Genomic DNA, 13,924 nt, shown 5'->3' on the forward strand with positions numbered 1-13,924 from the left:
CATGACTGTCACGGCACAGTCACGCACACCCGGCCCAATACGCACACCGCAACTCGATGCGTGAGCCATGGACCCCAAAACGTCCGCGACTTCCCTGTTCCGCCAGACCGGCCCGAGCGTCGACTCCGTCGCGTTCCACCCGGAACCCAATCAGGGTCACGGCTTGCCGTTGCCCGTGGCGCCACTGCCGTTCGACGTCAACGCCGGTCAGCACGACGACGACCACGCCGCGCCCCACCGCTACCGCACCATCTGGCTCTCCGACATCCATCTCGGCTCGAGCGGCTGCCAGGCGCCCTATCTGCTCGATTTCCTGCGCCACAACGAGTCGGAGTATCTGTACCTGGTCGGCGACATCATCGACGGCTGGCAGTTGAAGAAAGGCTGGTACTGGCCGCAGGCGCACAACGACGTCGTGCAGAAAGTGCTGCGCAAGGCGCGCAAAGGCACCCAGGTGATCTACGTGCCCGGCAATCACGACGAAGCCGCGCGCCAGTTCTGCGACCTCGCGTTCGGCGACATCCACGTGCGCGGCGAGGCGTTTCACACCACGCTCGCCGGCAAGCGTCTGTGGATCGTGCATGGCGATCTGTTCGACGGCGTGATCCAGCACGCCAAGTGGCTCGCCTACCTCGGCGACACGCTCTACACGATGATCCTGATCCTGAACCGCTGGTTCAACCGGATCCGCAGCCGGCTCGGTTTTCCCTATTGGTCGCTGTCGCAGTACCTGAAGCATCAGGTGAAGAACGCGGTGAATTTCATCTCGTCGTTCGAACGCGTGATGACCGACGAAGCGCGCCGCCGCGGCTGCGACGGCGTGGTCTGCGGACACATCCACAAAGCCGAGATACGCGATATCGACGGCGTGCTGTATTGCAACGACGGCGACTGGGTCGAAAGCCTGTCGGCACTCGTCGAGACGTATGAAGGCGAATTGAAGGTGATCTACTGGACCGTGATGCGCTCCCCGGAAGTGGGCGTGCAAAAGGCCCGGGCGACCGCGTAATCCCTCTTAACTTCTATTGGGCCAAAACCGATGAAGATCATGATCGTCACCGATGCGTGGGAACCGCAGGTCAATGGCGTCGTACGCACGCTGAAAAACACCACGCGCGAACTGAGCGCGCTCGGCCACCGCGTCGATCTGCTGACACCGCTCGAATTCAGGACGATCCCTTGCCCGACGTATCCGGAGATCCGTCTGTCGCTGCTGCCGCGCCGCAAGCTGCGCCAGCGTATCGACGCCTTCGCGCCCGACGCCTTGCACATCGCCACCGAAGGTCCGCTCGGCATGGCCGCGCGCGCCTACGCGATCCAGCACAAGCTGCCGTTCACGACCGCTTATCACACGCGTTTTCCGGAGTACGTGCAGGCGCGCTTCGGCATGCCGCTCGCCGCGACCTACAAGTTCCTGCACTGGTTCCACAAGCCGTCGCTGGCCGTGATGGCGCCCACGCCGGTCGTCAAGACCGACCTCGAAAAGTTCGGCTTCACCAACGTCGTGCTGTGGACGCGCGGCGTCGACCTGGACATCTTTCACCAGATGGACTCGAAGGTGCTCAACACCGCCCGGCCGATTTTTCTGTACGTGGGACGCGTGGCGGTCGAGAAAAACGTCGAGGCATTTCTGAAGCTCGATCTGCCCGGCTCGAAGTGGGTTGCCGGCGAAGGCCCGGCGCTCGCCGAACTGAAGTCCCGTTATCCGCAAGCGAATTACCTGGGCGTGCTTACGCAGGCTGAGCTCGCGAAGGTCTATGCGGCGGCGGACGTCTTCGTATTCCCGAGCCGTACCGACACGTTCGGACTCGTGTTGCTCGAAGCGCTTGCCTGCGGCACGCCGGTCGCGGCGTATCCGGTCACCGGTCCGATCGACGTGCTCGGCGAAGGCGGCGCGGGTGCAATGCACGAGGATCTGCGCGAAGCCTGCCTGGAAGCCCTGAAGATCGATCGCAATCATGCGCGCGCGTGGGCCGAACGCTTCTCTTGGGGGGCGGCCTCCGAGCAGTTCGCCGCGCATCTGAAGCCGCTCCCGCGCGCAGCGTACCGCGAGGAAAGCGCCGCCGCATGACGCGGCGCGCGGAGCTGTCCATGCGAACCAGACCCTCCAGCGCGGCACGCGCGTCGAACGGCGCGCTGCGTGCCGTCGATACCGACAGCATCGAACCGTTCGACGACGTGAGCGAACCGGGCGCGCCGAATCATGCAGATCGCGCGCATGGTTTGAACGGCTTTAACGGCGCGAGCGTTGCCAAAAGCACGGCACACGACACGCAGCCCGGCACGCAACACGACGTGCAACACGACGCGCCGCATGAACCGCTCAGTCCCGACGATCCGCTCGCGCCCCTGCCCTTCAATCCGTACAAGGGCAATCGCGGCGTCACGCGCGCGTGGCACGCGATGAAAAACTCACTCGCCGGCTTTCGCGTGGCGATTCGCGAGGAAAGCGCGTTTCGCCAGGAACTCACGCTCGCAGCGATCCTGATTCCGTGCGGCGTGCTGGTGCCGGTCGATCCGGTGTCGCGCGTCTTGCTGCTCGGCTCCGTGCTGCTCGTGCTGATCGTCGAGCTGCTCAATTCGAGCGTGGAGGCGGCCATCGACCGGATTTCGCTCGAACGCCACGAACTCTCGCGACGCGCCAAGGATCTCGGCAGCGCGGCCGTGATGGTCGCGCTCGGCATGTGCCTGATGACGTGGTTGCTGATCGTCGGGCCGCTCGTCGTGCAATGGCTCAAGGCATGGCTGTGAGGTCGTGCCGCGAGCCGCTTTTGTGCGGCCATGCCGCCGTCGAACCACACGCGACATCGCCTCGATGAATGAAAACCCTGAGTATCCCCTTGGCATAAGAACGCTCGGTTTATAATCGTTCGATACACCAACCGCGTCCGGGCGGATCACGCGAAGAGCGGCACGCCGCCGTGCGTCCCAGCCCGGCGTAACCAGGGCCGGACGACATGGAAGCCAAACCTCCCCGCCGCACGCGCGAACGGATTCTCGAACTGTCGTTGAAACTGTTCAACGAAATCGGCGAGCCGAACGTCACGACGACGACGATCGCCGAGGAAATGGAAATCAGTCCAGGCAACCTGTACTACCACTTCCGCAACAAAGACGACATCATCAACAGCATCTTCAGCCAGTTCGAGCAGGAGATCGAAAAGCGTCTGCGTTTCCCCGACGACCACCGCGCGACCATCGACGAAATGTGGTCGTACCTGCAGTACATGGTCGATTTCACCTGGCGCTATCGTTTCCTGTATCGTGATCTGAACGATCTGCTGGCACGCAATCGCACGCTCGAAACGCATTTCAAGCAGATCATCAGCCACAAGGTGCGTTTTGCGAGCCAGTTCTGCGAACAGCTCGTGGCCGACGGCGAAATGGTCGCCACGCCGGAAGAGCTGCAAGTGATCGCCACCAACGTCGGCGTGATCGGCACGTACTGGCTGTCGTATCAGTTCGTGATGAACCCGCGCAAATACAACGAGCAGGAAGCGATTCGCGCGGAACTGCACCAGGTGAGCGTGCAGATCGTGTCGCTGATGGCACCTTATCTGCGCGGCCGCTCGCGGCAGATTTTCGACGATCTCGTGTCGGGCAAGCTGCCCAAGCGCGAGTTTTACGACTACCTGCCGCCCAAGGAAGGCGCCGCGCCCCGCAACGAACCGAAGGACGCCTGAGCATGAAGTCGGTGTGTGTGTATTGCGGCTCCTCCAGCGGGGCCAAACCGTTGTACGCGCAAGCCGCGCGCGCCTTTGGCCACGCGCTGGTGCAAGCCGATCTCGCGCTCGTCTACGGCGGCGGCAAGGTCGGCCTGATGGGCGTGATCGCCGACACGGTGATGGCCGAAGGCGGCCGTGCGATCGGTGTGATTCCCGAGCTTCTGGTCAACAAGGAAGTCGGCCACGACGGCCTGACCGAACTGCATGTGGTGCCCGACATGCATCATCGCAAGAAGATGATGGCCGACCTGTCCGACGCGTTCGTCGCGATGCCGGGCGGCGCGGGCACGCTTGAAGAGCTGTTCGAAGTCTACACATGGGCGCAACTCGGCTATCACCAGAAAGCGGTGGCGCTGCTGAATATCGACGGCTTCTACGACCCGCTGATCAAGCTGTTGCAGCACACCGTCGAAGAAGGTTTCATGCGCCAGACCTATTTCGACATCCTGCAGATCGACGCCGATCCTGCCGCGCTGATCGGCAAGCTGCAACGCTATCAGCCACCCGCCAGCGACAAGTGGGCAATCAGCCGCGACGCGGTCTGACTCTGCCCGAACCATGAGGTTGCGATGACGAAAGCCGTTCTGATCACCGGTGGCAGCCGCGGCATTGGCCGCGCAACCGCGCGTTTGCTGGGCGCGCGCGGCTGGTCCGTCGGCGTGAATTACGCGCGTAATCTCGCCGCGGCGCAGGACACCGCCGCCGAAGTGGAACGCGCCGGTGGCCGCGCGCTGACGATCGCCGGCGACGTCGCCAACGAAGCCCACGTGCTCGCCATGTTCGACGCGCTCCAGCAGAAGTTCGGGCGGCTCGATGCGCTCGTCAACAACGCTGGAATCGTCGCGCCTTCCAGCCAGCTCGCCGACATGGACCTCGCGCGCCTGAAGCGCATGTTCGACGTCAACGTGCTGGGCGCGTATCTCTGCGCGCGCGAAGCCGCGCGGCGCATGTCGACCGATCGCGGCGGCGCGGGCGGCGTGATCGTCAACGTTTCGTCGGCGGCGTCGCGTCTCGGTTCACCGAACGAATATGTCGACTATGCCGGCTCGAAAGGCGCCGTCGATACGATGACGCTCGGCCTTGCCAGGGAACTTGGTCCGCGAGGCGTGCGCGTGAACGCAGTGCGCCCCGGTCTCATCGACACCGAGATCCACGCGAGCGGCGGCAAGCCCGAGCGCGCCGTGCAACTCGGCGCGACCACACCGCTGGGCCGTCCCGGCACGGCCGGCGAAGTGGCCGAAACCATCGTCTGGTTGCTGAGCGACGCCGCCTCGTATGTGACGGGTGCTTTGCTCGACGTGTCCGGCGGCCGCTAGAGGCTGCTTTGCTCCTGCAACGTTCCTTGTCGTGATGCGGGTGTTCGTGCGGGTGTTCGTGCGGGTGTTCGTGCGGGTGTTCGTGCGTATGTCAGCGGCTGCACTCGCCTGATAGAAACAGCGTCGTATGCGTTTGCCTTGTGTCTAGAACGACGAGCCGGGTTCGCGCAGGAACGCGGTTTCTTGGGTCGTCGAGGAACGCCCAAGCAGCGCATTGCGATGCGGAAAGCGCCCGAATCGCTCGATGACTTGCGCGTGCCGCACAGCGGACCGGTAATACGACGCGCCGCCCGGCTCCGCTGCCAACTGCTTGAACAGACGCACCGACTCGCGCTGACTCGCGATCGTTTCATCATGCTCGAAAGGCAGATAGGCGAACGCGCGATGATGCACGCCAGGCAACAGGCAGTCGGCTCCCCTTGCGATCATCTGCTGCGCGGTGCGCAGTGCTTTCTGATCGGCAGCGAATGCGCGCGATGTGCCGCGATGACAATTGCGGGAAAACTGGTCCAGCACGATGACGAGCGACAACGCGCCGAGCGGCGTTGCCGCCCAGTGGTCGAGCATGGACTCGCTTGCCGCATCGATCAGGGTACCGAAGCGTTGCCGCAGCATCGTGTCGAACGCCTGGTCGCGTGAAAACCAGCATTTGCGAGCGCTGCCGAACTCCGGCGTGCCCGGTGCGCCGAACCAGCAGTCGAGAACCTCAAGGACCTGCTGAGGCAGAGCGGCATAGTCCGGTGAAGCCGTGCGACCGGCATGGCCGACCTTCTCAACCATTCCGGTTGCGCATCCAGTCAGCCGTTTCGAAAAACGAGCCGAGCAGGCGTTCCCTCAGCGGCTCGGCAAGACCCACATCTTCCATCGCCCACGCCATGCACCTGAGCCACTGATCCCGCTCGCTGGAGGCGATCGCGAACGGCAGATGCCGCGCGCGCAAACGCGGATGACCGAACCGGCTGATGTAATGATCCGGGCCGCCCATCCATCCGCACAAAAACCAGAACAGCTTGTCGCGCGAACCGTCGAGCGATTGCGGATGCAAAGCCCGGATTCCGGCGAAATCCGCTTCGAGATCCATCAGATCGTAAAAGCGGTCAACCAGTTCGCGCACGCGCGCTTCGCCGCCCACCAGTTCGAAGGCCGTCGGCTGCGCCGCGGACACTTCGTCGTTCAAATCGCTCATACCCACTCATCAACCAGAAAATAAGAATTCACGCGTCCCGCAGCGATTGCAACGCCGGACGCGCCAGCACATGCCGCAAGCTCAGCCAGCCGCCCACGCCGGCACACGCTATGCCGGCGCCAATGCCCGCCGGCAGCAGCCACGGATCGAAGCTCAGATAGAACTCGAATACGCGCGTGGCCAGCACGTAGCCGATCGCCTGCGCGCCTACCGCCGCCATCAGACCCGCCAGCGCGCCTACCGCGACAAACTCGGCGATCTGCACCGAGCGCACCTGACGATGCGACGCCCCCAGCGCGCGCAGCAGCGCGGATTCTCGCATGCGCTCATCGCGCGTGCCGGCGAGCGCCGCGTACAGCACGAGCACGCCCGCCGCGAGCGTGAACGCAAACAGGAACTGCACCGCGCCGATCACCTGCTGCAGCACGCGCTGCACCTGCGCGAGAATCGGCCCGGTATCGATCGCCGTGAGGTTCGGATAGGCGGCGATCAGGCCGTCGATGGTCGACTGCTTTTCCTGCGGCAGATGGAAACTGGTAATGAACGTCGCCGGGAAATCCTGCAGCGCCGCGGGCGGCATCAGCACGAAAAAGTTGACCTTGAACGAACCCCAGTCGAGCTTGCGCACACTCGTGACCGGCGCGTCGATCTGCAAGCCGGTCACGTCGAAACGCAGCATGTCGCCGGGCTTCACGTTGATCAGCTTGGCAAGCCCCTGCTCGATCGAAATCTGCGGCGTTTTCGTGTCGCCGTACCACGTGCCGGCGGCGAGGCGGTTGTCGTCGGGCAACTCGGTGGTGTACGACAGATTGAACTCGCGGTCCACGAGACGTTTGGCGTCGTCGCCCTTGAACGAATCCGGATTGACCGGCTTGCCGTTGATCGCCGTCAGCCGGCCGCGCACCATCGGCGAAAGCACCGTGCCGGGTAAGCCATGCGCGCTCAGATACTGCGTAACGGCGTCACGCTGATCGGGCTGGATGTCGATGATGAATTCGTTGGGCGCATCGGGCGGCGTCGATTTGCGCCAGCCGGCCACGAGGTCGTTACGCGTCATGGCGATCAGCAACAGGCACATCAGGCCGATGCCGAGCGCGGTGATCTGCAATGCGCTCGCGCTGCTGCGCCGTTCGAGCGATGCCAGCGCATAACGCCAGCCGATCCCCGCATTCACGCGCTCGCTGCGCACGAGGCGCGCCGCGCCCCACAGCGCCAGCCGCGCGATGCACGCGAACACCAGCAGCCCGCCCGCGAAGCCGCCCGCCACGATCCCGCCGAGCTTCAACTCGCCGGCCGCGACGATCAGCAGCGCGGCGAACAGCACGATGCCGAGCGCGTAAGCCGCCCATGCCGTGCGCCCCGCTTCGCCCCATTCGCGGCGCAGCACGCGCACCGGCGGTACGCGCGTGAGCGGCAACAGCGGCGGCAGCGCGAAGCCCAGCAACAGCACGAGACCGGCCGCGATGCCTTCGAGCGCCGGCCATGCGCTCGGGTACGGCAACGCGACATCGATCAGACTGCCGAGCCATGTGAGCAGCGCGAGATGCCCCAGATAACCGAGCGCCACACCCAGCGCACCGCCGATCAAACCCAACCCCACGAATTCGAGCGTGAAGAGCGCGCGCAGTGTCGTCTGACTGACGCCGAGGCAGCGCATCACCGCACAGCCGTCCAGATGCCGGCGCATGTACCGATGCGCGGCCATCGCAATCGCCACGGCCGCCAGCAACGCGGTGAGCAGCGAGACGAGCGTGAGGAAGTGACTCGCGCGGTCGAGCGTCTGGCGCACTTGCGGCTGGCCGTCCTGCAACGATTCGAGCGCGACGCCGCGCATCTTGCCGCCGTCCACCCGGTCGTGCGCGAACTGCGCGAAACGCGCCACCGACTCGTCCGCCCCCGCGACCAGCAGGCGATAGGTCACGCGGCTGCCGTAGGTGATGAGGCCGGTGGACGGCACGTCGTCGACGCGCAGCATCAGGCGCGGCGAAAAATTGACGAACGAGAAGCCGCGGTCGAGCTCACGCGTGATCACCGCGCCGATCGTGAAGTTGCGGTTGCCGACTTTCACCGTATCGCCGACATGCAGCTTCAAAGCGTCGAGCAGCGCCTGATCGACCCACACGACGCCCGGCGGCGGAATGGATCGCGCCGGATAGTCCGCCGCACCCGGCGCCGAGGCAATGCGCAACGCGCCGCGCAACGGATAACCCGGCGATACAGCCTTGATGGCGGCGAGCCGCGAGACCGGCTGCGCGCCGGTCGAATTGATCATGCTGGGAAAGATCGCCGTGCTGGCGGTGTTCAGACCAAGCGCTTTGGCCTGTCCGGCGAATTGCGGATCGACCGGATGATCGGCCCGCACGATGAAGTCAGCGGCGATCATACGCCGCGCGTCGCGCTCAAGCCCCTGATGCAGACGGTCAGCCAGAAAGCCGACACTCGATAAAGCCGCCACGGCCAGCACGAGCGCCAGCAGCAGCATCGTCAATTCGCCGGCGCGCCAGTCGCGCGACGTCATGCGCACGGACTGACGCAACAGATCCATACCGCCGAACCGGCGCGTCGAAGGTGAAGCCGTGCGCGCCGTGGAACCCCGTACCGTATCGCTCAATCGTGCCTGCTCCTGGCAAAGCGCGACACCATGTGCGTCGCCATGCCGCGAAAACCGCCCTGCACGCCGCGCCAGAGCCGCGGCAATGCCCAGCCGGCCAGCATCAGGAAGCCCACCATCAACACCAGAAAGACGAGCGGCACGAACAGCGCGAGCAGCATGCCGCCGAACACGAGCCCGTCTTCAGCGGTCGAGGTCACGACATTCGACACCGGTTCCGGCGAAAGGTTGATCAGTGCGCGCGTGCCGGCTTTGGCGAGATGCGCCGTGCCCGCCAGCGTGCCGCCCGCGAGCGCGGCCACGGTCAGCAGCGCCGGATCGGCATGGCCGAGCGCGCCGGCTGCCAGCACGGCGCCCGCCGGAATGCGAATGAAGGTATGGACCGCGTCCCACAGCGAATCGAACGCGGGGATCTTGTCGGCGAGGAATTCGGTGACGGTCAGCACGCCCGCCACGCCGATTACCCACGGCGAAGACAGCGCGGACAGCGTATCGGGAAGATGGACGAGGCCGAGACGGGCGAATACGCCGGCCAACAGGACCGTCAGATAGAGGCGCAGACCGCTGCCCCATGAGAGGCCCGCAGCGAGCGAAAGTGATTCAAGCATGGCCGCCTCCGGGCGCGCTGTGCGTGCCGGGCGCTTCGACGGGCCAATCATGGATGAGCCACGCCGAAATCGTCAGACCCGCGCCAAGCCGGCCGCGCCAAATGGGCCGCGGACAATTTCAGGTTGGATTCGGTCTCATTATAGCCACGTTAATTCGCAGAACGCAGAGCGGCGAATAAATGGCGAACTCCATGCGGGCGCGATCCGTGTGCCGGCGGACCCGCCGAATACGCCCGCCAGCGGGTTGGAATGCCAGGCTCAATGCCCGGAAGACAGTTTCAGTCCGATCAATCCGATTACGATCAGCGCCGCGCTGGCGACCCGCGCGACGCTCAACGCCTCGCCCATCATCACGATTCCGAAGATGAACGCGCCGACTGCGCCGATGCCCGTCCACACCGCGTAGGCCGTGCCGAGCGGCAACTGGCGCATGGCAATGGCCAGCAGCGCGAAGCTGCCGAGCGCTGTCACGACCGTGAACACGGAAGGCCAGAGACGGGTGAAACCTTCGGAGGTTTTGAGACCGGCCGCCCATGCAACCTCAAGCAAACCGGCAATCAACAGAAGAATCCAGGACATGAGACAAGCTCCATGATCAGATGGGGCCGTCCCCGTTCGTGAAACCGCAAGGTCGTCCTTACGAACTGTAAATTATACCAACATCACCGCAGCGCCACGGCCAGCGGCTCGCCGCAACGGGACCCCCCAGCCGTGGCAAATTCCCCACACAGCGTCAAACCGCGCCCACCAGCCGGTAGCCGACCCCGGTTTCCGTGATGATATGTTCCGGCTGCGCCGGGTCGCGCTCCAGCTTGCCGCGCAGATGCGCCATATAGATACGCAGATAGTGATGGCTCTCGACATGCGACGGCCCCCACACCTCGCGCAGCAACTGGCGGTGTGTCAGCACGCGGCCTGCATGGCGCACCAGCGTGGCGAGCAGCCGGTATTCGATCGGCGTCAGATGGACGGCTGCGCCGTCGCGGCTCACCTGGCGCAGCGCCAGATCGACGGTCACCGTGCCGAAGCGCACCTGCGGCGACTCGTTCGCACCGCCCTGATTGCGCCGCCGCATATGCGCGCGGATTCGCGCCAGCAGTTCGGACACGCCGAACGGCTTGGTGAGGTAGTCGTCCGCGCCGGCATCGAGCGCCGCGACTTTTTCGGTTTCCTGGGTGCGCGCCGACAGCACGATTACCGGCAGCTCGCTCCAGCCGCGCAGTTCGCGGATGACGTCCAGACCGTCCGTGTCGGGCAGGCCGAGATCGACGATCACCAGATCGGGCTTGCGCGTGGCGGCTTCGACGAGACCCTGCTTACCGGTTTCGGCGTCGTGCACGACGATGCCCTCGCCTTCCAGCGCTGTTCGCACAAAGCGGCGAATCTGCTTTTCGTCTTCGATCAGGACGACGGTGATGCTGGGGTCACTCATGGCTGGGCTTGGCAAGCGGGTTAGGAGTTGATTCGCTGTCGGAATCGGCATGCGTCAAAGCATCGGCGCCTTCGTCTTCCAGGGCATCCGGCGCGTCGGGCGGCGTTTCCACCGGCAGCGTGAACCAGAAACGGGCGCCTTCCACATGGCCGTCCGCCGACACGCGATTGAGCGCGCCGATTGTACCGCCGTGCGCTTCCACGATCGCGCGGCAGATCGCAAGGCCGAGACCGATGCCTGGTTTGGCCGATTCCTTCTCGCCGCGCGTGAATTTCTCGAACACGCGCGCTTCCATGCCGGCGGGCAGGCCGGGGCCGTTATCGTCCACGGTCACGCGCACGAACGACTTGCCGTCCGCGTCGAGACGCTGCGCGCCGATCGTCAAAGGCGTGGCCGGCGCGGTGTATTTGGCCGCGTTCTCGAACAGGTTGGAGAAAAGCCGCTCCATCAGCACGGCGTCCAGATGCAGGAGCGGCAGATCGGCGGGCAGCTTCACCTGCACCGGATGATTCGCCAGCACGCGCTTGCACGCGCGCAACGCGGCGCCCACGGTTTCTTCGAGCAGCGTCCACTGCTGATTCAGTTGCAGACTGCCCGCCTGCAGGCGGGCCATGTCGAGCAGATTCGTGACGATGCCGGTCATGCGCAGCGCTTCCTCATGAATCGCTTCGACCAGTTCAGCGTTGGGCTGCGCGTCGGGCGATTGCGCGAGCATCGACGAGAAACCGACGATGGTCGTCAACGGCGTGCGCAGATCGTGCGAGATCGCCGACAGCAACGAGTTGCGCAAACGCTCCGACTCCATGTTGACGAGCGCATCGCGGGCGATGTCCACGTAATGCACCCGTTCCAGCGCGAGCGCGATCTGCGCGGCGAACGCGTCGAGCATGCGCTGCTGCTCGGGCACGTCGAGCTCGCCCTCGTTGCGCATCACGACCGCCAGCACGCCGCGCGTGCGCATCGGCGCCTTGAGCGGCAGGTATAGCGCGGCGGCGGCCGGCAGCGTGTCGGTGCCGTGGCCGGCCGGCTTCTGCTGATCGTAGACCCACTGGCCGACGTCGCTATCGAGCATCTCGCCTTCGAGCGTGACCGCCGCGTCGGGATCCTCGATCTTCTGCTTCACCTGATCGACGCTGTCCGGCAACAGAATCGCGACGCGCGCGCCGAACACCTCGCTCACATGACGGCTGCCAATGCCGACGATCTGCTCCGTGGTCAACGCCGCGGCCAGTTCGCGCGCCATCGCGTACATCGCACCGGTGCGCTGCTCGCGGCGTCGCGCCACGCTCGCCTCGCGGCGCAGGCTCGACGTGAGATGGCTGATCACCAGCGACGTCAGCAGCATGCCGAAGAAGGTCAGCAGATACTGCGTATCGGAGACCGACAGCGACATGCGCGGCGGCACGAAAAAGAAATCGAACGCGGCCACGCTCATGAACGACAACACCACACCCGGCCCGCGCCCCAGCTTCACCGCGGCGAAGATCACGCCGAGCAGATACAGCATGACGAGGTTGGTCAGATCGATATGGTCGATCAACTGGCTCGCGAGCAGCGTGATGGCCGCGCAGATCGCCAGCGCGAAAGCATAGGCGCGCGGCGGCGAGCGGCGTTCGCGCGCCGCGCTCAACGCCTCGCGCCATGCGTTCGCGGTAGTGTTCAGCAGATGCCGATGCTCGCCGCCGTCGCGCTCGGACGAGGCGCGAATCAGCGTGAGATCGAGATCGCCCGCCTTTTCGGCGATACGTTCACTGAGCGGCCGGCGCAGCCGGCGCTCCACACCCGTGCGCGCCGACGCGCCGGCCACCAGTTTCGATACGTTGCGCGCCTGCGCATAGCCGATCAACGCGGTGGCCGCGTCGGCGCCCGCCAGTGTCGCGGTTTCGGCGCCGAGTTCGGCGGCCAGCTTCAGCGCGTTCAGCGTGCGCTCGCGGCGCGCATCCGGTAAACGCTGGAGCGCGGGCGTCTCGACATAAACCGCGATCCAGTCGGCCTTCAGGCTGGCGGCGAGGCGTGCCGCCGCGCGCACCAGCATCGGCGCTTCCGGGCCGGGGCCGACGCACACCAGCAAGCGCTCACGCGCCTGCCAGATGCGCTGGATCGAACGGTCGGCGCGGTACTCGCGCATTTGCGCATCGACACGGTCGGCGGTGCGGCGCAGCGCCAATTCGCGCAGCGCGATCAGATTGCCCTTGCGGAAAAAGTTGCGCACCGCGCGCTCGGCCTGCTGCGGCAAATACACCTTGCCGTCGCGCATGCGGTCGAGCAGTTCCTCCGCAGGCAGGTCGACCAGCGTAACTTCGTCGGCGCTATCGAATACGCGGTCCGGCACCGTCTCCCAGACGCGAATGCCGGTGATCTGCCCGACCACGTCGTTGAGGCTTTCGAGGTGCTGGACGTTGACCGTCGTATAGACGTCGATGCCCGCGTCGAGCAGTTCGTAGACATCCTGCCAGCGCTTCAGATGGCGCGCGCCCTGCACGTTCGAATGCGCGAGTTCGTCGACGAGGATCAGTTGCGGCTTGCGGGCGAGCGCGGCGTCGAGATCGAACTCGCCGAGCTTGCGGCCGCGATACTCGATCTGCGCGAGCGGCAGCACATCGAGACCTTCGAGCAGCGCCGCGGTTTCACTGCGGCCATGCGTTTCGGCAATGCCCACCACAACGTCGGCGCCTTCGTCGTAACGGCGGCGCGCGGCCTGCAGCATTGCATAGGTTTTGCCGACACCCGCCGACGCGCCGAAAAAAATCTTCAACCTGCCTCGCTGACGTTTTTCTTCGTCGCGTTGCAGCTTGTCGAGCAACTCATCGGGATCGGGGCGGTTCATGCTCAATGGTTTTCATCGTTGGGCGAGCGTCAATTCATGCATGGTGGCACGGAGACGACGCAGTCGCAAATGGCGGCCTCCGCACATGGAGCCACCGCGAATGGCGGCGACTGCGACTGGCGGGCACTACGAGTACTGATCGTCGCCAATAGCTCAGCGCGGCAACCGCTGCATGCGCTCGCCGTCGCGCCGTCAAAAGGCAAAGGCGGGGTCGCCCGG

General features: G+C 65.2%; 13 protein-coding genes. 6 read left to right on the forward strand and 7 right to left on the reverse strand.

All coding sequences use genetic code 11. The features are described 5' to 3' along the window. Positions 1 to 67 precede the first annotated feature (67 nt). The 6 genes from NE850_RS33675 (at position 68) to NE850_RS33700 (ending at position 5,041) form a co-directional block, all read left to right on the forward strand. The gene (locus NE850_RS33675; protein ID WP_007175635.1) at positions 68 to 1,009 is read left to right on the forward strand and encodes a UDP-2,3-diacylglucosamine diphosphatase; all 942 of its coding nucleotides are present in this window, start codon (positions 68 to 70) and stop codon (positions 1,007 to 1,009) included. Positions 1,010 to 1,039: 30 nt separating this feature from the next. Next, positions 1,040 to 2,071, forward strand: coding sequence for a glycosyltransferase family 1 protein (locus NE850_RS33680; protein WP_007175636.1), 1,032 nt, complete (start codon positions 1,040 to 1,042; stop codon positions 2,069 to 2,071). Between the two features lie 20 nt (positions 2,072 to 2,091). Continuing rightward, positions 2,092 to 2,751 carry a diacylglycerol kinase gene (locus NE850_RS33685; RefSeq protein WP_007175637.1) on the forward strand — a complete coding sequence of 220 codons (660 nt, stop codon included), beginning with the start codon at positions 2,092 to 2,094 and terminating at the stop codon, positions 2,749 to 2,751. A gap of 206 nt (positions 2,752 to 2,957) precedes the next feature. Then, entirely contained in the window at positions 2,958 to 3,683 is a 726-nt protein-coding gene (locus tag NE850_RS33690; protein ID WP_007175638.1) for a TetR/AcrR family transcriptional regulator, read from the forward strand. A gap of 2 nt (positions 3,684 to 3,685) precedes the next feature. After that, entirely contained in the window at positions 3,686 to 4,270 is a 585-nt protein-coding gene (locus tag NE850_RS33695) for a TIGR00730 family Rossman fold protein (protein WP_310699947.1), read from the forward strand. A gap of 24 nt (positions 4,271 to 4,294) precedes the next feature. Further along, positions 4,295 to 5,041, forward strand: coding sequence for an SDR family oxidoreductase (locus tag NE850_RS33700; RefSeq protein WP_007175640.1), 747 nt, complete (start codon positions 4,295 to 4,297; stop codon positions 5,039 to 5,041). A gap of 144 nt (positions 5,042 to 5,185) precedes the next feature. Here NE850_RS33700 and NE850_RS33705 read toward each other — a convergent pair whose 3' ends face one another. The 7 genes from NE850_RS33705 to NE850_RS33735 all read right to left on the reverse strand — a co-directional run bounded on the left by NE850_RS33705 (position 5,186) and on the right by NE850_RS33735 (position 13,705). After that, positions 5,186 to 5,821 (reverse strand): DUF924 family protein, encoded by a 636-nt coding sequence (locus tag NE850_RS33705; protein ID WP_007175641.1) that lies wholly within the window; start codon positions 5,819 to 5,821, stop codon positions 5,186 to 5,188. After that, a complete protein-coding gene (locus tag NE850_RS33710; protein ID WP_007175642.1) occupies positions 5,814 to 6,227 on the reverse strand; it encodes a group II truncated hemoglobin in 414 nt (137 codons plus the stop codon). Before NE850_RS33710 ends, NE850_RS33705 begins: the two co-directional genes overlap by 8 nt. Positions 6,228 to 6,255: 28 nt before the next feature. Continuing rightward, positions 6,256 to 8,838 (reverse strand): ABC transporter permease, encoded by a 2,583-nt coding sequence (locus tag NE850_RS33715; RefSeq protein WP_007175643.1) that lies wholly within the window; start codon positions 8,836 to 8,838, stop codon positions 6,256 to 6,258. Then, complete coding sequence (locus tag NE850_RS33720; RefSeq protein WP_007175644.1) at positions 8,835 to 9,446, reverse strand: DUF4126 domain-containing protein; 612 nt, start codon at positions 9,444 to 9,446, stop codon at positions 8,835 to 8,837. The genes NE850_RS33715 and NE850_RS33720 overlap by 4 nt, the downstream gene beginning before the upstream one ends. A 258-nt stretch (positions 9,447 to 9,704) precedes the next feature. After that, positions 9,705 to 10,025, reverse strand: a complete 321-nt coding sequence (gene sugE, locus NE850_RS33725; RefSeq protein ID WP_007175645.1) for a quaternary ammonium compound efflux SMR transporter SugE — start codon at positions 10,023 to 10,025, stop codon at positions 9,705 to 9,707. A 154-nt stretch (positions 10,026 to 10,179) separates the two neighbouring features. Beyond that, positions 10,180 to 10,878, reverse strand: coding sequence for a two-component system response regulator KdpE (gene kdpE / locus NE850_RS33730; protein ID WP_007175646.1), 699 nt, complete (start codon positions 10,876 to 10,878; stop codon positions 10,180 to 10,182). Beyond that, on the reverse strand, positions 10,871 to 13,705 hold the full coding sequence (locus NE850_RS33735; RefSeq protein WP_007175647.1) for a DUF4118 domain-containing protein: 2,835 nt from the start codon (positions 13,703 to 13,705) through the stop codon (positions 10,871 to 10,873). The genes kdpE and NE850_RS33735 overlap by 8 nt, the downstream gene beginning before the upstream one ends. Positions 13,706 to 13,924: the final 219 nt, after the last annotated feature.

Origin of the sequence: Paraburkholderia sp. USG1, assembly GCF_031570135.1 — a bacterium.
GTDB lineage: Bacteria > Pseudomonadota > Gammaproteobacteria > Burkholderiales > Burkholderiaceae > Paraburkholderia > Paraburkholderia dioscoreae.

What these genes read in the sequence shown, in the direction of transcription:
- NE850_RS33675 (WP_007175635.1), top strand. Translation starts at nt 68, where the DNA reads ATGGACCCCAAAACGTCCGCGACTTCCCTGTTCCGCCAGACCGGCCCG.
- NE850_RS33680 (WP_007175636.1), top strand. Translation starts at nt 1,040, where the DNA reads ATGAAGATCATGATCGTCACCGATGCGTGGGAACCGCAGGTCAATGGC.
- NE850_RS33685 (WP_007175637.1), top strand. Translation starts at nt 2,092, where the DNA reads ATGCGAACCAGACCCTCCAGCGCGGCACGCGCGTCGAACGGCGCGCTG.
- NE850_RS33690 (WP_007175638.1), top strand. Translation starts at nt 2,958, where the DNA reads ATGGAAGCCAAACCTCCCCGCCGCACGCGCGAACGGATTCTCGAACTG.
- NE850_RS33695 (WP_310699947.1), top strand. Translation starts at nt 3,686, where the DNA reads ATGAAGTCGGTGTGTGTGTATTGCGGCTCCTCCAGCGGGGCCAAACCG.
- NE850_RS33700 (WP_007175640.1), top strand. Translation starts at nt 4,295, where the DNA reads ATGACGAAAGCCGTTCTGATCACCGGTGGCAGCCGCGGCATTGGCCGC.
- NE850_RS33705 (WP_007175641.1), bottom strand. Translation starts at nt 5,821, where the DNA reads ATGGTTGAGAAGGTCGGCCATGCCGGTCGCACGGCTTCACCGGACTAT.
- NE850_RS33710 (WP_007175642.1), bottom strand. Translation starts at nt 6,227, where the DNA reads ATGAGCGATTTGAACGACGAAGTGTCCGCGGCGCAGCCGACGGCCTTC.
- NE850_RS33720 (WP_007175644.1), bottom strand. Translation starts at nt 9,446, where the DNA reads ATGCTTGAATCACTTTCGCTCGCTGCGGGCCTCTCATGGGGCAGCGGT.
- sugE (WP_007175645.1), bottom strand. Translation starts at nt 10,025, where the DNA reads ATGTCCTGGATTCTTCTGTTGATTGCCGGTTTGCTTGAGGTTGCATGG.
- kdpE (WP_007175646.1), bottom strand. Translation starts at nt 10,878, where the DNA reads ATGAGTGACCCCAGCATCACCGTCGTCCTGATCGAAGACGAAAAGCAG.
- NE850_RS33735 (WP_007175647.1), bottom strand. Translation starts at nt 13,705, where the DNA reads ATGAACCGCCCCGATCCCGATGAGTTGCTCGACAAGCTGCAACGCGAC.